The 16,064-nt window shown below is 68.9% G+C and carries 12 protein-coding genes; 7 read left to right on the forward strand and 5 right to left on the reverse strand.

Annotated elements, in window-relative coordinates; translation table 11 throughout:
• Positions 1–168: 168 nt before the first annotated feature.
• Positions 169–963 (reverse strand): alpha/beta hydrolase, encoded by a 795-nt coding sequence (locus O9255_RS07490; protein WP_297866233.1) that lies wholly within the window; start codon positions 961–963, stop codon positions 169–171.
• A 523-nt stretch (positions 964–1,486) separates the two neighbouring features.
• On the opposite strand from O9255_RS07490, the gene O9255_RS07495 reads away from it, so the two are divergent.
• On the forward strand, positions 1,487–2,656 hold the full coding sequence (locus tag O9255_RS07495; RefSeq protein WP_297866234.1) for a hypothetical protein: 1,170 nt from the start codon (positions 1,487–1,489) through the stop codon (positions 2,654–2,656).
• Positions 2,657–2,698: 42 nt separating this feature from the next.
• On the forward strand, positions 2,699–3,910 hold the full coding sequence (locus O9255_RS07500; RefSeq protein ID WP_297866235.1) for a DUF1566 domain-containing protein: 1,212 nt from the start codon (positions 2,699–2,701) through the stop codon (positions 3,908–3,910).
• A gap of 30 nt (positions 3,911–3,940) precedes the next feature.
• Here O9255_RS07500 and O9255_RS07505 read toward each other — a convergent pair whose 3' ends face one another.
• Positions 3,941–4,543 (reverse strand): TetR/AcrR family transcriptional regulator, encoded by a 603-nt coding sequence (locus tag O9255_RS07505; protein ID WP_297866236.1) that lies wholly within the window; start codon positions 4,541–4,543, stop codon positions 3,941–3,943.
• Between the two features lie 61 nt (positions 4,544–4,604).
• Here O9255_RS07505 and O9255_RS07510 point away from each other — a divergent pair, with 61 nt between their 5' ends.
• Together O9255_RS07510 and O9255_RS07515 are read left to right on the forward strand one after the other, a co-directional pair.
• Complete coding sequence (locus O9255_RS07510; protein ID WP_297866237.1) at positions 4,605–5,672, forward strand: efflux RND transporter periplasmic adaptor subunit; 1,068 nt, start codon at positions 4,605–4,607, stop codon at positions 5,670–5,672.
• Positions 5,669–8,785: an efflux RND transporter permease subunit gene (locus O9255_RS07515; RefSeq protein ID WP_297866238.1), complete on the forward strand. Its 3,117-nt coding sequence runs from the start codon at positions 5,669–5,671 to the stop codon at positions 8,783–8,785. The genes O9255_RS07510 and O9255_RS07515 overlap by 4 nt, the downstream gene beginning before the upstream one ends.
• A gap of 61 nt (positions 8,786–8,846) precedes the next feature.
• Here O9255_RS07515 and O9255_RS07520 read toward each other — a convergent pair whose 3' ends face one another.
• On the reverse strand, positions 8,847–9,701 hold the full coding sequence (locus tag O9255_RS07520) for an NAD(P)H-binding protein (RefSeq protein WP_297866239.1): 855 nt from the start codon (positions 9,699–9,701) through the stop codon (positions 8,847–8,849).
• Positions 9,702–9,802: 101 nt separating this feature from the next.
• On the opposite strand from O9255_RS07520, the gene O9255_RS07525 reads away from it, so the two are divergent.
• Both O9255_RS07525 and O9255_RS07530 read left to right on the forward strand, forming a co-directional pair.
• Positions 9,803–10,756, forward strand: a complete 954-nt coding sequence (locus tag O9255_RS07525) for a LysR family transcriptional regulator (RefSeq protein WP_297866240.1) — start codon at positions 9,803–9,805, stop codon at positions 10,754–10,756.
• A 134-nt stretch (positions 10,757–10,890) separates the two neighbouring features.
• Positions 10,891–11,088: a YjfB family protein gene (locus tag O9255_RS07530; RefSeq protein ID WP_297866241.1), complete on the forward strand. Its 198-nt coding sequence runs from the start codon at positions 10,891–10,893 to the stop codon at positions 11,086–11,088.
• Here O9255_RS07530 and O9255_RS07535 read toward each other — a convergent pair.
• Both O9255_RS07535 and O9255_RS07540 read right to left on the reverse strand, forming a co-directional pair.
• The gene (locus O9255_RS07535; protein WP_297866242.1) at positions 11,079–13,187 is read right to left on the reverse strand and encodes an FAD-dependent oxidoreductase; all 2,109 of its coding nucleotides are present in this window, start codon (positions 13,185–13,187) and stop codon (positions 11,079–11,081) included. The genes O9255_RS07530 and O9255_RS07535 overlap by 10 nt on opposite strands.
• Before the next feature lie 6 nt (positions 13,188–13,193).
• Entirely contained in the window at positions 13,194–14,249 is a 1,056-nt protein-coding gene (locus O9255_RS07540) for an aromatic ring-hydroxylating dioxygenase subunit alpha (RefSeq protein WP_297866243.1), read from the reverse strand.
• A gap of 99 nt (positions 14,250–14,348) precedes the next feature.
• On the opposite strand from O9255_RS07540, the gene O9255_RS07545 reads away from it, so the two are divergent.
• Positions 14,349–16,052 (forward strand): tetratricopeptide repeat-containing sulfotransferase family protein, encoded by a 1,704-nt coding sequence (locus O9255_RS07545; RefSeq protein ID WP_297866244.1) that lies wholly within the window; start codon positions 14,349–14,351, stop codon positions 16,050–16,052.
• The last annotated feature ends 12 nt before the right edge of the window (positions 16,053–16,064 follow it).

Below are 16,064 nucleotides of genomic sequence, written 5' to 3' on the forward strand. Positions count from 1 at the left end.
GAGCAGAGCAAGCAGGGAATGGAAATCAGCGATGAACCAGTTCGCGATACTGTACGAAGACCGCTTCACCCTCGCGCCGCGCTGAGCGGAACGAGGACACATTCGGAAAACCGCCTCACACACAAAAATTCAGACAGCCCCCAATGCGGAGTCGGCTTGCTTGAATTGTCAGGCGCTACATGCCGCCAAGAATGGCTGTACTTCTTCCAGAAACAGTTCTGGCACCTCTGCAAATGAAGCGTGGCCACATGGCAGAGCTTTGAACTGCGCTGAAGGCATGCACCGCGCTGCCACCCTTCCGTCTCTTCCGGCTGGAATCACGGGATCGCGTTTGCCGAAGAGCAGCAATGTAGGCGCCTTGATCTTCGGCGCAACGGTTCGAAGGTCGTTGTCCGGCGTGGCGAAGCCACGCCAGACGGCACGATTGAGGATGATCTGTGGTGCTTCGGCCTGTGTTGTCGACGCGCGCTCCAGCATGGCCCGTGTCGTGGCCGTGCGGTGTTTGAGATACAGACTTGCAAAACAACGGGGCGGAAGAGAAAACCGGCTGCCCTGCAGCTTGCAGAAGTTGCGCGAAACCAGACCCGGGGTTGTGAATCCCCCCGGAGCAACCAGCACCAGACCGCGGACAAGTTCGTGTGACTCTGCGGCGAGACGCGCAGCGGCATTGCCGCCAAGGGAGTTTCCAATGAAGCAAGCGGGCGGCAATGCCAACGCTGCCAAGAACTCACGCAGGACTTGGTAGAAGAACAACACCCCGACCGTTTCGGGCTGTTGTGGAAGAGCCGATTGACCGTACCCCGGCCAGTCAAGTGCGAGAACGCGGTAGGTTTTTGAGAGTGCGGGAACAACGGCCTCAAAATCTTTGCTGTCGCCGGGGTTGGCGTGGAGCAAAACAAGCGGCACACCCTGCCCATGCTCGGTGTAGTGAACGGAGCCCGCAGGTAGCTTGATCGATGGCATGCCACCTCCTCAGGGAACGCCCGAACAACGCCGCCACTTTCGGCGAGGATGGGCCATCGCTTCAAGGGTGAGCCGGAGACTCGGCGAGAAGCCTCCCGACCCTATCGGTCGATCAGCGTCACGCTGGGCGTGCTGCGCCAGCCCTAGGCGCGCAGGGTGCGCGGCAGCGGATCGCCGTCGTCATGGGCGTCGACGAACACCGGGTAGCCGATGAGGTACTCGTGCAGGAACACGGCCAAGGCCTCCGGGTGCATGGCGGCGCGGTGCCGTAGTCGCAGCGCGAGGTCGGGGTTGTCGACGGGAATACCCTACAGCCGGATCAGCACCTCCCCGCCGAGGACCCCGGGGACGGGAAGCAGGTGGACAGGGCGACAAGGAGCAAGGCGGCGGAAGAGACACGGGACATCATGGCGGCAGATCCACGAACGCCCTGCCTGTCCCGGAAGTCACACGGGCATCAGGCACGGGCGCCGCGGGGCCCGGGTGAGCAGGATGGACGCCTGATCGCCAAGGAACGTTCCGGATGCGCCTCGCCCCGCTGGTCCTCGCCCTCGCCCTGTTCGCCCCCGCCCTGCCCGCCCTTGCATCCAATGACAAGGCAACGCCTGCGGCGACCTCGCCGATCCGCGTGGACGCACGCTGGCAAGCACTACCGACCGAGGCGTATCGCGGCAAACAGGACGACATCGTCTTCGTCGACGCCGAGAACGGCCTCTACGCGAACGGCCTGGGTCGCATCTTCCGCACGAGCGACGGCGGTCGTCACTGGGAGAAGGTGCACGACACGCCGGGCACCTATTTCCGCGCACTGGGCATGATCGACAAGCAGAACGGCTTTGCCGGGAACATCGGCACGGACTACTTCCCCGGCGTCACCGACACACGCCCGCTCTATCGAACCTCGGACGGCGGGCGCACATGGACGTCGATCGACGACCCGGTGGTGCTGGCGATGCGCGGTGTCTGCGCCATCGACATCGTGCATGAGCCTTTCGTCAACGCCGGCGAGTTGGGCCATCGCGCCGTCGTTCATGTGGGCGGCCGCGTCGGCGGCCCGGCCCACCTGCTTCGCAGCCTCGACGGCGGTGCCACGTGGTCGATGATCGATCTATCTGCTCAGGCCGGGATGATCGTTGACGTGAAGTTCTTCGACGCCCAGCGCGGGCTGGTGTTCGCTGCGACGGATGCGGCCATCGAGAAGGCGAACGCGCTCATCCTGAGCACCGAGGACGGCGGGGCGACGTGGACGCCGGTGTACCGTTCGATGCGCGGCTTCGAGATCACCTGGAAAGTCGCTTTCCCGACGCCCGAGGTCGGCTACGCGACGATCCAGTCCTACGACCCCGACCCGGCAACGTCGCAGCGCTACGTCGCCAAGACCACCGACGGCGGTCGCACGTGGACCGAGGTGTCCCTCGTGGACGATGCCGGTGTACGCGCCTTCGGTGTGGGCTTCCTCGACGCCGAGCATGGCTGGGTTGGCACCAACAAGGGCGGCTTCGAGACCCGCGACGGTGGCGCCACCTGGACGCCGGTGGACCTCGGCCGCGTGGTCAACAAGATCCGCGTACTGCACACGCCGGACGGACCGCTCGCCTACGCCGTCGGTGCCGACGTGTACCGTTTCGGTCCGCCCCTGGCCGACCTGCCGGCGCCGCCTGCCCCGAATCCTGCGCCGGTCACCAAGCCCTGAAATGAGCCACGTTGTGCGGGAAGTCCGCCGCCGGAGACCGCCATGCCCAAGCAAGCCCTTCGCCCGCTCGCCGCCTTCCTGGCGTCGGTGATCGTGTCCATCGCCTCGGCCGCCCCGGGCTATTCCATCGTCGGCACGCAGCAGGACCGCTGCTATGACATCGACGGGCGAACCATCCCCTGCCCCGTACCGGGGCAGGCGCTGGCCGGCCAAGATGCCGCGTCTGGCGGTGTTGCGGCGTCTTACGTCGACCATGGCGACGGCACCGTGTCCGACGCGGTCACGGGCCTGATGTGGGCGAAGGCGCCGATCGAGGACGTGGCCTTCGCGGATGCGGCCGCGATGGCAAAGGCGAGCCGATTGGGCGGACACGACGACTGGCGGGTGCCGACCGTGCGTGAGCTCTACTCGCTGATCGACTTCCGTGGTGGATTCACCGGCAACCCCGTCACGTCACGACCGTACATCGACACCCGGGCCTTCACCTTCGCTTACGGCGCCGGCACTGGCCTGGGCGATGCCGCTCGTGGACGAAGGCCGATCGACGTGCAGGAATGGACCTCGACCCGCTACGTGGGCCGGACGATGGGCCGCGACGAGACGGTGTTCGGCGTGAACTTCGCCGATGGCCGGATCAAGGGCTACCCGGTGATGGACCCCGCGAACCGGATGCTGACGCCGCATCGCCTGGCGCTGCGCCTCGTCCGTGGGCCGGCGTACGGGGCCAATGATTTTCATGCCCACGGCGAGATGGTCGAGGACCGCGCTACCGGACTGGCGTGGCAGCGCGGCGACAGCGGCACGGCCGTCTCGTGGGCCAAGGCCCTCGAGATCTGCGACCGGCTCGTGCTTGGTGGCTACGACGACTGGCGCCTGCCCACGGCGAAGGAACTGCACTCGATCATCGACACCACGCGTGTGCCGGCACTGGATCCGGTGTTCGACCTGTCCGATACGGCGGCTTACCTGTGGACATCGACCACCCATCTCGAGAGCCCGCCCCCGGCGGCGGAGACGGCGCCCTTCCATGCGCGGGGCGAGCTGGCCATCTACATCGCCGCGGGGCCGGCCCTCGGCAAGGTCGAATCGCCACCCGGTTCGGGGCGACGCGTCTGGATGGACGTGCATGGCGCCGGCGCCCAGCGCAGCGACCCGAAGACCGCGACGCCGGGCGTCTGGACGGAGGGCTTCGGCCCGCAGGGCGACGACATCCGAGGAGCGAACCTCGCGAAGTGCGTGCGACGGGCGCACTGAAGGGCGGATCGAGGCCTGCGCGCCTTGGCGTCACCAAGCTCGCACGACCGGCGCGACGATGTCCGCGGCCGGCGCGAAGGCGCCCGGGGGTTGGAAGTCGGTCATGCCGTCGATGGCAAGGCGCGACCAGCCGTGGACCACGGTCCAGATCGCGTTGGCGCGCTTGAGCAGGTCGATTTCGTCGAGGGTCGCCGGGGCCGAGGCCGCGGCCGTGGCTGCGACAAGGGAACCGAAACAGGCCATCGCCGCCTCGTGCAGGGGCGGGTGCTCCATGAGCGCGGGTTTCTCGATGCCGAACATCACCCGGTAGAGATGTGGGTACTCCACCGCGAAGCCGGTGTAGAGGTCGCAGAGCCGGATCAGGCGTTCCTTGGCATCGGGCTCGTGATAGGCGTCGAAGCGCCTCGTCATCTGGACGAAGCCACCGGCCGCGACCTCCGCGAGGATCTCGTCCTTCGAGGCAAAGTGCCGATAGGGCGCGTTGGCCGTCACCCCGGCCCGCTTTGCCAGTTCCCGGAGGCTCAAGGATTCATAGGCGCCCTGGTCCAGCGCCTTGCGGGCGACCTGCAGGATGGCCTCGCGGAGGTTGCCGTGGTGATAGGCGTTTCGGGGTTTCCGGACGAGTGTCGACATGGCTTGACGATAGCGCGAAACCGTAGTGTACACTATCCACATTGTGTACACGGGATACTTTATGCGCCAGCGTGCCCTGCCCCATCGATTCGCCCCGTGGATCGTGGCCGCCCTTGTCATGGCAGGCTGCTCCGCCGATGCAGACCGTCGCGCCGAGGCGTCGGCTCCGGTCACGGTCGTGGTGCAGGCGCCGCGGCCCGCTTCAACGTCGCTCCCGGTGCCGGCGATCGGCCGCCTCGAACGTGCCGAGGAATCGACGCTGGGCTTCCTTTCCGGCGGCGTGATCGATCGCATCGACGTGGACATCGGCGACCGCGTCCGACGCGGCCAGGTGCTCGCGACGCAGACCCCGACGGCCGTCGATGCCGTCCTCCAACAGGCGCAGGAGCAGCAAGCCCAAGCCCGCCGCGACCGGGAGCGCGCCGCCGAGCTGGTGCAGAAACAACTGCTGCCCCGCCAGGTTCTCGACGATGCCACCACCCGACTCATCGTGGCCGAGGCCCAAGTGCGAAGCGCGACGTTCGCCGCCCGGAACGCGCGGATCGTCGCCCCGGCGGACGGCGTGGTGCGGCAGCGGCTGGTCGAGCCCGGCGAAGTGGTCGGCGCGGGTGCGCCCGTCCTCGTGGTGAGCGGCGGTGATGCAGGATGGCGACTGCGGGCGACGGTCGCGGACCGCGACGGCCTCCGCCTCCGCATTGGCGATCAAGCGAGCATCCGCATCGACGCGATCGGCGGCCTCCCTTGGCCGGCCACCGTGGCGCGGATCGGCGGCGAGGCGGACGCGGCCAGCGGCGGCATCGTCGTGGACCTTGCCCTGACGGCACCGGACGGTGTGGACGCCAGGGCCCTGCGCAGCGGCCTCGTTGCCAGCGCGAGGATCGAGGCCACCTCGGATGCCGGATTGGCCGTGCCGACCTCGGCGCTTGTCGCCGTCGAGAAGGGGCGTGGGCGCGTCTTCGTCGTTCGTGAGGGGCGAGCGGTGCCGCTCGATCTCCTGCTCGGCGACGTCGGGTCCGAGCACGTCCGCGTGCTCGACGGCCTTGGCGCGGACGATGCGGTGGTCGTTGAAGGGGCTGCCTACCTCGCTGAGGGCACACCGGTCGCGCTTGCCGGCGAAGGTGCGCCGTGAGTCCCTGGTCCTTCGCCGTCCAGCGCTGGCAGTTCACCAGCGTCGCCCTGCTCTTGCTCGTGGCACTGGGCGCCTTCGCGATGGCGTCCATCCCCCGTCAGGAGGACCCGACCTTCCCGATTCCGCTCACCACCGTGATCGTGGCCTATCCCGGCGCCGACCCGGTGGACGTCGAGCGCCTCGCGATCGATCCCATCGAGGACGCCCTCGCTGAACTGGAGGACGTCAAGGAAATCCGTTCGACCAGCGAAAGCGGGCTGGGCGTGATCCAGGTCGAGTTCGAGTGGACGGTGACGCCGGACGACAAGTACGACGAGGTGGTCCGCGAGGTGAACGCCCTGCGCGGCACCCTGCCGGCCGGCGTGCGGGAGATCACGTTCCGCAAGGCCAACCCCGGCCTCGTGAACATCCTGCAGGTCGCGCTGGTCGCGCCGGCCGTCGATGGCCGCCGCCTCAAGCAGTTGGCCGACGATCTCGAGGAATCGCTGGAAGGCGTGCCCGGCATCCGTCGCGCGGAATCCTGGGGTTTCCCCGCGCCGGAGGTGCGCGCCACGCTCGATCTGCCCCGCATGGCCGCGCTCGGCATCGACGTGGCGACCGTCGATGCGGCGGTGGCCGGCGAAGGCGCGAGCGTCCCCGGTGGCGCGGTCGACGTCGGCCAGCGCCGCTACAACCTCAAGGGCACCGGCGACTACGCCAGCGTCGAGGCCGTCGCGAACACCGTGGTCGCGACCCGCAACGGCCGCCCTGTCCTGCTGCGCGACATCGCCGAGGTGCGTTGGGCCACTGAAGAACCGACGCATCTGGCGCGCTACAACGGCGAGCGGGCGGCCTTCGTCACCGCGAACATGAAGGACGGCTTCAGCATCTTCGACGTCCAGGACGGGCTCGACCGGCGTATCGCCGACTTCCGCGCCACCCTGCCCCCGGGCGTCCGGCTCGAGGTCGGCTTCGAGCAGGCCGACAACGTCGCCCATCGCCTGAACCGCCTTGGCCTCGATTTCGGCATCGCGCTGGCACTCGTCTCGATCACCCTGCTCCCCCTCGGGTTCCGCGCGGCCGGCATCGTCATGGTCGCCATCCCGCTGTCGCTGGCCATGGGCGTGGCCGCGCTGTGGTTCCTCGGCTTCTCGCTGAACCAGATATCGATCGCGGGTTTCGTGGTGGCGCTCGGCCTGCTGGTCGACGACGCCATCGTCGTGGTCGAGAACATCGCCCGCCACCTGCGCGAAGGAGCCGACCGCGTGCGCGCCGCGATCGAGGGCACGCGGCAGATCGCGCTGGCCGTGCTTGGCACCACGGCCGTGCTGATCCTCGCCTTCCTTCCCCTGCTCAACCTGCCCGAGGGGGCGGGCAAGTTCACGCGGGGCCTGCCGCTGGCCGTGGTGATGACCGTGGCCGCCTCGCTGCTGGTGGCGTTCACGGTCGTGCCCTTCCTTGCCAGCCGTTTCCTGCCGCGCGAATCGCACGGCGACGGCAACGCGCTGCTGCGCGGCCTGAAGTCGGCCATCCACCGCGTGTACGCCCCGGTGCTGGTGCAGGCCTTGGCTGCCCCGCGGCGTGCGCTGCTGCTCTGCACCGCGCTGTTCGTCGCGTCGCTGGCACTGGTGCCCTTCCTCGGGTTCTCGCTGTTCCCGGCCGCCGACAAGCCGCAGTTCCTCGTCAAGATCGACGCCGCGGAAGGCGCCTCGCTGGGCTCGACCGATCGCGCCTTGCGCTTCGTCGACGACGTGCTGGCCGAGACGCCGGGCGTGGTCCATCGCATGGCGAACCTCGGCCGCGGCAACCCGCTGATCTACTACAACGAGTTTCCCGAGGAAACGAAGACCACCGTCGGCGAAGTCTTCGTCTCGCTCGAGCGCTGGGACGGTGCCCGCTCCGAGGCCCTGCTCGAAGACCTCCGCCATCGCCTTGCGTCCTACCCCGACGCACGGATCACCGTCTCGCAGTTCCAGAACGGCCCACCGATCGAGGCTCCCATCGCCGTACGCGTGGTGGGCCCCGACCTCGCGACGCTGTCCGCATTGGCCCGCGAGGTCGAGACGGCACTGGTGGCCGTGCCCGGGGTCCGCGACGTCGATAATCCCTTGCGCCTGCCACGGATCGACCTCGACCTCGGTTTCGACACCCTGGAAGCGGGGCTGTTCGGCGTGCCCAGCCTCGACCTCGACCGCATGACGCGCCTCGCCACGTCAGGGGTCGAGAGCGCGCGCTTCCGCGACGAACGCGGCGATGACTACGCCGTGCAACTGCGCCTGCCGAGCGGCCCCCACCCCACGCCGGAGGTGTTGGACGATCTGTACTTCACCAGCCGCAGCACGGGTGCGGCCATCCCTTTCCGCCAGTTGGCCGAACCGCGGCTCGTGAGTGGCCCGAGCGAGATCCAACGCCTCGACCGCGAGCGCATGGTGACGGTCACGGCCCATGTGCGGCAGGGCTTCGTGTCGGGCGATGTCTCGGCGGCCGTCTACGACGCCCTTGGTGCGAAGGACTGGCCATCGGGCTACCGCATCGAGGCAGGGGGCGAAGCGGAAGCCGCCGCCAGCAGCCTCGGGGGACTCGGCACCGCGATCATCATCGCCACCTTTGGCATCCTCGCCGTGCTCGTGCTGGAGTTCGGCAGCTTCCGCAGCACGCTGATCGTCCTCGGCGTCGTGCCCTTCGGCATCCTGGGTGCCCTGGTCGCGCTGTTCGTCGCCGGCTATCCGCTCAGCTACATGGCGATCATCGGCTTCGTCGCCCTCGTCGGCATCGAGACCAAGAACAGCATCCTGCTGGTGGACTTCACCAACGAACTGCGCCGCGGCGGCATGGCGCTTGATGCTGCGATCGCCAAGGCCGGCGAACAGCGCTTCCTGCCGGTGGTGCTCACCTCGGTCACGGCCATCGGCGGCCTGCTCCCCTTGGCCGTGAGCGGATCGGCACTCTACGCCCCCCTCGCCATCGTGCTGATCGGCGGCCTGGTGAGCTCGACGGTGCTTTCCCGCGTGGTCACGCCCTTGATGTACAAGCTGCTGCCGCCGGCCATCGACGTCGACGTCGACGTGCCGCCGATCCTTTCGTCCCCACCGACGGCGGGCGTGGCTTCGGGGCGCTCGGACCCGACGGGCTGACGGAAGGCGTGCCCCGGCCGGCCGGGGCCACCCCACTGCGGGCGCGCGATCTTCCTTGGCGTCAGCGCCAGACGTGGGCGTGCCCGCGGACGAAGTCGGCGAACCGCAGGGGCGGACGTCCGGTCAGGGTCTGCACGCCGTCGGCGAGGCCCGCGCCCCAGCCGTTGCGCACGATCGCGTTCAGGCTGGTCAGCCAGTCGACGACGGCGGGCGGCATGCCTGACGTCGCCATCGCATCGCGGGCGGTGTCCAGAGGCACGTCGACGTACTGCACGGGACGACCGAGTTCCTGCGAGATGAGCGCCATCTGCTCCGCCTCCGTCAGCGCCTCGGGGCCGGTCAGGTCGTAGGTGCGTCCTTCGTGCGGGGCCGGGTCGGCCAACACCACGGCTGCAGCCGCCGCGATGTCGCGGACATCGACCACCGCCATCGCGCCTTCGCCGTGCGCGGCGTAGAGCGTGCCGGCGCGGATCGCCCCGGCGTTGAAGTTCACGTGGTTCTGCATGAAGAAGGTCGGCCGGAGGATCGTCCACGGCAGCCCGCTCTGCATGACGAGACGGTCGATCTCACCCTGCACACGGGCGATCGCCATCGGACTGTCCGGGTCGGCGCCCGCGCCCGAGGAACGCACCACGTGACGGATGCCCGCGTCACGGGCGGCCTTCAGCGCGTTGGCGGCCCACGCGAGCATGTCGGGCGCCAAGGGCAGCAGAAGGAACAGGGTGTCGAAACCACGCATCGCCTCGGCGAGCGTGTCCGGACGGGCGAAGTCGCCGACCACCACGGGCACGGGCGAGGCCTCGCTGGAGGGCTTCGAACGGAGCGCCGTGACGTCGGCGCCTTGGCGGAGGAGTTCGGCCACGAGGGCCGAGCCGATGGTGCCGGATGCGCCGGCGACGAGGATGCGATGGCTCATGACGATGTCCTTGCGGGTGTTGGGGTGGCAGGCATCCTGATCCGCGCGGGAAAAGACAGAAAGCCATAGAATGGAAACTCATCTTCAACCTGAATTTGAAAATGAGCGCCCCCAAGCTCCAGCGACTGGTTGCCTTCGTCGAGTCCGCGGCGAACGGCGGGTTCAGTGCGGCCGCACGCCGCCTCGACCTCACGCCCGCGGCCGTCAGCAAGAGCGTGCAGCGGCTCGAGGACGAGCTTGGCCTGCGCCTGTTCAAGCGTTCGACGCGCCAGCTGCGCCTGACTCCGGAAGGCGAACGCTTCCTCGCGCAGGTCGCCCCCGGCCTTCGACAGCTCGATGAGGCGGTGGCCGAGATGGCGCAGGACGCCAGCCTGCCGCGGGGCCGCGTGCGCATCTCCGCGCCGCCGGGGTTCGGGCGCCGCTATGTGCTGCCCTGCCTGCCGTCCCTCGCCGCGCAACACCCGCAACTGGACATCGAACTGAGCCTCGAGAACCGCAAGGTCGACCTGATCGGCGAGGGCTTCGACATCGGCGTGCGCGGCGGAACCCTCGAAGATTCAGGACTTGTCGCACGCCGTGTCGCACGCTTGCCCCTCGTGCTGGTGGCGTCGTCCACCTACCTCCACCGGCACGGCGCTCCGCCTTCCGCCGACGCCCTTTCCAGCCATCAGTGCATCGGCATACGCCTCGATGGCGGCGCCGAGATTCCGTGGCGGTTCCGCCGCGGCGGCCGCAGCCACGATCTCCGCCCTCGGGGTGTGCGCCTGTGGCTCTCCGACCCCGAGGCCGCGCTCGACCTCGCGCTGGCCCACGGCGGCATCGCCCAGGTGGGCCTGCACCACGCGATGCCCGGCCTGCGCAGCGGGCGGCTGAAAGCCTTGCTCATCAACGAGCATGACCCCGGCGACCGCGAGATCGCCGTGCACTACGCCCACCGGCAATACCTCGCCCCGCGCGTCCGGGTGGTCGTCGATGCGCTCCTGGACGCCCTCGCCGGCCACGACGATCTGCAGGCCGCACCCGGGCAACTCCCTGGTGCCTGGGTCGCGGGTTGAGCGCCGGTCGGGACAACCTGCTCATGCGCTGCGCCGTGAAGGCGAGCGCGTGAACCCGCGAGGCTTGGCATCGGCGGTCAAGTTTCTGCCGGCTCGGCCGATTCAGACTTCGATCCGAGAGGAACCATGACGACATGGACCCGATTTCCGCTGCCATCGTCCGCAGCGCGACGGCGCTCTCACAGGCGCAACTCAACCAGCAGGTGAGCTATGCCGTGCTTCGGAAGGCGATGGATGCCGAAGCCAGCACCGCCGCGATGCTGTTACAGGCCATTCCGCAACCGCCCCCGATGAACGGCACGAGCGGCGGCCTGGTGGACACCTACGCCTGATCGTGGTGGAAATGCCGGCGGAAGGCCACCTCGCTTTCGCGTGGCGCGCCAAGTTCCTGCGCGTGCCGGTGACCGGCGTAGACGGCGTGAACGATCATGCCTGGGCACTGGGCGTCGCCGATGCAATCGACCGTCAGGATGCCTGCATCGCGCCATTCGGGCTCGCGCTCGCGCAGCGCCAGGTACAGCGCATCCTCGGGTGAACGTGCGGTGACAAGCAGCACCGCGTCGCAGGCGAGGTGCTCATGACGACCTGTCCAGACGTCTTCCACGGTGACGCGGCCGGACTCGGCGGCGACGAGGTTGACCGACACCCGGGTTGCCACATCGAGGGCTGCCAGTCGCTTTCGTACGTGGCGGTACTCGAGGGTGTGACCACCCCAAGCGCCAACCACATCGTCAGGCGTGGCCAGAACGACAGGGTTGCCGCGTGCACGCAGGGCCTCCGCGGCCACGCCGGCGTAGTAACCGTAATCGTCATCGAAGACCAGCACGCGACCCTCGGGCCAGCGGCCATCCATGAGGTCATCCAGCGTAAACACCGGCGGATGTGCCGACACCGCAAGCTTCGCCGCGACAGGATCGGCCACGCTGATCGCGCCGCCCAGTGCGGCGATGCCCAGACCATTGCTGCGACCGTAGCCGTCACGGCGCCAATGGCAGCCGGTGGCGATCACCACGTGTTCGGCGCCGAAATCCAGCACGTCCTGCGCCGTCATCGGGGAATCGAGGTAGGTGGCCACGTTCGGCATTTTGCGGATCTGCCCGACCCGCCAATCGCGCACGCGGGCCCATTCGGCCAAACCCGGCAGCCGCGCCTCGCGCGTCACCCGTCCACCGAGCTCTCGGCGCGCTTCGGCGAGGTTGACCTCGTAACCGCGCTGGCCCAGCGCTCTCGCCGCTTCGAGGCCGGCCGGGCCGCCGCCGACGACGAGCACCCTCGCCTCGCGGTGCTTCGGCGCGATGCGCTCCGGGTGCCAGCCCTTGCGCCATTCCTCGCCCATGCTGGGATTCTGCGTGCAGCGGATCGGCGAGATGGTGTTGTCGCCGGAGACGCACACGTTGCAGCCGATGCATTCGCGGAGGTCGTCGAGGCGGCCTTCCTCGATCTTCCTCGGCAGGAAGGGGTCGGCGATCGAGGGCCGCGCGGCACCGATGAAATCGACGATCCCGCGGCGGATCTGCGAGACCATCGTGTCCGGCGAAGTGAAGCGCCCGACGCCGACCACCGGCTTGCTGGTGGTGCGCTTCACGAAATCGACGAAGGGCTCCTGCGCGCCCTCCCCGGCGAACCGCGAGGGCACGGAATCGTTGTACCAGGCCGCAACGTTCACATCCCAGAGGTCGGGCAACTCGGCCAGCATCGCGACGATGTCGCGAGCCTCGGCGAGTTCCACACCCTCGGGGCCCAGCATCTCCTCGGTGGCGAAGCGCAGGGCCACGCCGCAGCGGTGGCCGACGGCCTCGCGGGTGTCCTCGAGCAGTTCGCGCAGCAGCCGAACGCGGTTCTCGAGCGAGCCGCCGTATTCGTCCGTCCGATGGTTGCGGCGCCGCTGCAGGAAATGCATGGCCAACGAAAGGTCGTGCGCGGCGTAGACGTAGACCACGTCCATGCCCGCCCGCATCGCCCGCACCGCGGCCTCGCGGTGCCAGCGGCGGTAGTCGCGGATGTCGGCCTTGTCCATGGCCCGCGCCTGCGTGGGGTAGCCGTACTTCGAGGGCTGGTGCGAGGGCGCGATCAGCACTTCGCGCGAGAACAGGTTCGAGGCCGTGGGGCCGTTGTGCGTCAGCTCGATGGCCGCCAGCGCGCCGTGGGCGTGCACTTTGTCCGCCATCAGGGCCAGCGCGGGGATGTCGCGGTCGTCCCACAGCCGGGCTTCGACGAAGGGCGTGAGGTCGCCGCTGGGGTGGATCTCGCATTCCTCGGTGCTGATTACCGCCCAGCCGCCTTCCGCCTTCACCTCGCGCATGGCCGCGTGGGCCAGCGGCATCGCGTGGCCCATGCCGTTGCAGTGCGGCACCTGGAAGAAGCGGTTTTTCGCCACCACCGGGCCGATGGCCATCGGGGTGAACAACACGTCGTAGCGCGGGTCGCGCATCCGGGCTCAGTCCTCGCCGGCTGCGGCGTAGGCGGCACGCAGCAGGTTCTGGAAGTGCCACACCCCGCTCTCGCGCTTCGGGCACAGGCGGCCGGCCTCGTAGGTGCCGGAGGCGAGGCCCTTCTGCACCGCCTCGCAGATGCCGATGTCCTCCTCCTGCACCTCGTGGCTGAAGTCGCGGTCGGCGGCAATGCGCGCCTGCGCCTGCTCGTCCTCCAGATAGTAGTAATCGAACTCCACGCGGCAGCGGTCCGGGCCCAGCGGCAGGATGCGGTTGGTCTGCAGGCGCCCCGGCATGATGTTCAACATCACGTTCGGATAGACGAAGTAGTAGAAAGCGTCGCCGTCGCCGTACATCGCGCCGCCGTCGCGGATCGGCGAATGCTGCAGCGAGTGCCAGGCACCGAGCTCGGTGTCGTAGGCGCGGTAGTCCAGCACCTTCGACAGTCCCGGGTGGACGTGCGGCAGGTGGTAGCCCTCGAGGAAGTTGTCGACATACACCTTCCAGTTGCAGGCGATGTCGTACTGCTCGCGGCGCAGGAAGCGCATGGCCGAAAGGTCGATCGGGGCGATGCGTTCGGCGATGCCGGCGTACACCTCGTCGAACGGCGGTGTGGCGGGATCGATCGCCACGAACACCAGGCCCTGCCATTCGTGCACCCGAAGCGGCGGCAGGCGGATGGCCTTGACGTCGAAGTCCTCCGCGCCCTGCATCTCCGGGGCGGATTTCAGCTGACCGTCGAGCCCATAGCTCCAGCCGTGGTACTTGCAGTGCAGTGCACGCGCGCCCTTGCCGTTGCAGAAGGCCAGCGGCCCCGCGCGGTGCCGGCAGACGTTCGGGAAGGCACGAAGCACCCCGTCCGCGCCACGCACCACGAGCACCGGCACGTCGCCCACCTGCTCAACGACGTGGTCGCCAGGCTCGGCCAGCAGGCCCTGATGGGCCACGAGCTGCCAGCTGCGCGCGATGACCGCTCGCTGGTCACGGCGAAGCGCCGCTTCGCCCGCGTAGTACGTGGCCGGCAGTGCGCTGGCGCGCGCCAGCACCGCGTTGGACTCCATCCCCATCCTCCCCCCATCAGTCATGCCCGGTCCCGGTGGACGGCCATGCTCGCATGCCGTTAGATTGCCGTGACGAAAAAATGAAAGGCACGGCAGGCGATGCCAGCAGAGCCCCACGCGACGAGCGTACCGCAGGCCCCCAGCCGGCCCGATGCCGGCGTCGCCGCGTCGCCGCCGGGCCGACTCGCCCGACAGCTCGACGCCGCCAAACGCAACCCGCGATTGATCGCCGCGGCCAGCGCCTTGCAGACCAATGCCCTGCCCGACGCCGAGACCCATCTGCGCGAGCACCTGGCTATCGCGCCCGACGACGTCGCCGCGCTGCGGATGATGGCGGAGCTCGCCGCCCGCCTCGGCCGCCAGGAAGACGCCGAAGCCCTGCTCGAACGCTGCCTGGCCTTGGAACCCGGCTTCGACGCCGCCCGGCAGAACTACGCGATGGTCCTGCATCGCGGCAACAAACCCGAGCAGGCGCTGGCCGAGATCGAACGCCTGCTCCGCACCCAACCCGGCAACGCGCACTACCGCAACCTCAAGGCCGTGGTGCTGTGCCGCATCGGTGATTACGCCCCGGCGATCGCCCTGTACGAAGGCATCCTCCGCGAGCATCCGGGACAGTCCCGCCTCTGGCTGAGCCTCGGGCACGCGCTGAAAACCCACGGCGAGACGGCCCGGGCCATCGAGGCCTACCGCCGCGGCCTCGCCCTCGAGCCCGGCCACGGCGAGACCTGGTGGAGCCTCGCCAACCTCAAGACCTTCCGCTTCAGCGACGAGGACGTGGCAACGATGCAGCAGCAGCTCGCCCGGCGCGACCTCTCCGAGGACGACCGCCTGCAGCTGCATTTCGCGCTCGGCAAGGCCCACGAGGACCGCGCCGAGCCCGCCCTCGCCTTCGCCAACTACGACGAGGGCAACCGCCGCCGGCGCGCCCAGCTGCACTACTCGGCCGACGACACCACGGCACGCGTCGCCCGCATCGAAACCACCTGCACCGAAGGCTTCTTTGCCTCGCGCCGGGGTTTCGGCAGCGCGGCGCGAGATCCGATCTTCATCGTCGGCCTGCCCCGCTCCGGATCGACGCTGATCGAGCAGATCCTTTCCAGCCACTCGCAGGTGGAGGGCACCATGGAGCTCCCCGAGGTGATCTCCATCACCCGCGAGCTCCGCGGCAAGGGGCCGGACGGCCGTCCGCAGCCCTACCACGAGGCCTTGGCCGCGCTCGGCCCCGACCGGCTCCGCGAACTCGGCGAGCAGTACCTCGAGCACACGCGCATCCACCGACGCAGCGACGCGCCGCTGTTCATCGACAAGATGCCGAACAACTTCCAGCACATCGGCCTCATCCACCTGATGCTGCCGAACGCGACGATCATCGACGCCCGTCGCCACCCGCTGGCCTGCTGCTTCTCCGGCTTCAAGCAGCACTTCGCGCGCGGCCAGGCGTTCACCTACTCGCTGGAGGACATCGGCCGCTACTACCGCGACTACGTGCGCCTGATGGCGCATTACGACGCCGTGCTGCCCGGCCGCGTGCATCGCATCCACTACGAGTCGATGGTGGAGGACACCGAAGCCGAAGTGCGCCGGCTGCTGGATCACTGCGGCCTGCCTTTCGAGGACGGCTGCCTGCGCTTCTTCGAGAACACCCGTCCGGTTCGCACCGCGAGTTCCGAGCAGGTGCGTCAGCCGATCTACCGGGAGGGCGTCGACCACTGGCGCCACTTCGAGCCGTGGCTCGAGCCGCTGAAGGCCGCCCTCGGTCCGGTGCTCGACACCTACCCCGCCGTTCCCCCGTTCCATTGAGCCGCCACCCAC

This window comes from Silanimonas sp., from assembly GCF_027530345.1.
GTDB lineage: Bacteria > Pseudomonadota > Gammaproteobacteria > Xanthomonadales > Xanthomonadaceae > Silanimonas.

Coding starts and splice junctions, on each gene's coding strand:
- O9255_RS07490 (WP_297866233.1), bottom strand. CDS start 963: ATGCCATCGATCAAGCTACCTGCGGGCTCCGTTCACTACACCGAGCAT.
- O9255_RS07495 (WP_297866234.1), top strand. CDS start 1,487: ATGCGCCTCGCCCCGCTGGTCCTCGCCCTCGCCCTGTTCGCCCCCGCC.
- O9255_RS07500 (WP_297866235.1), top strand. CDS start 2,699: ATGCCCAAGCAAGCCCTTCGCCCGCTCGCCGCCTTCCTGGCGTCGGTG.
- O9255_RS07505 (WP_297866236.1), bottom strand. CDS start 4,543: ATGTCGACACTCGTCCGGAAACCCCGAAACGCCTATCACCACGGCAAC.
- O9255_RS07510 (WP_297866237.1), top strand. CDS start 4,605: ATGCGCCAGCGTGCCCTGCCCCATCGATTCGCCCCGTGGATCGTGGCC.
- O9255_RS07520 (WP_297866239.1), bottom strand. CDS start 9,701: ATGAGCCATCGCATCCTCGTCGCCGGCGCATCCGGCACCATCGGCTCG.
- O9255_RS07525 (WP_297866240.1), top strand. CDS start 9,803: ATGAGCGCCCCCAAGCTCCAGCGACTGGTTGCCTTCGTCGAGTCCGCG.
- O9255_RS07530 (WP_297866241.1), top strand. CDS start 10,891: ATGGACCCGATTTCCGCTGCCATCGTCCGCAGCGCGACGGCGCTCTCA.
- O9255_RS07535 (WP_297866242.1), bottom strand. CDS start 13,187: ATGCGCGACCCGCGCTACGACGTGTTGTTCACCCCGATGGCCATCGGC.
- O9255_RS07540 (WP_297866243.1), bottom strand. CDS start 14,249: ATGGAGTCCAACGCGGTGCTGGCGCGCGCCAGCGCACTGCCGGCCACG.
- O9255_RS07545 (WP_297866244.1), top strand. CDS start 14,349: ATGCCAGCAGAGCCCCACGCGACGAGCGTACCGCAGGCCCCCAGCCGG.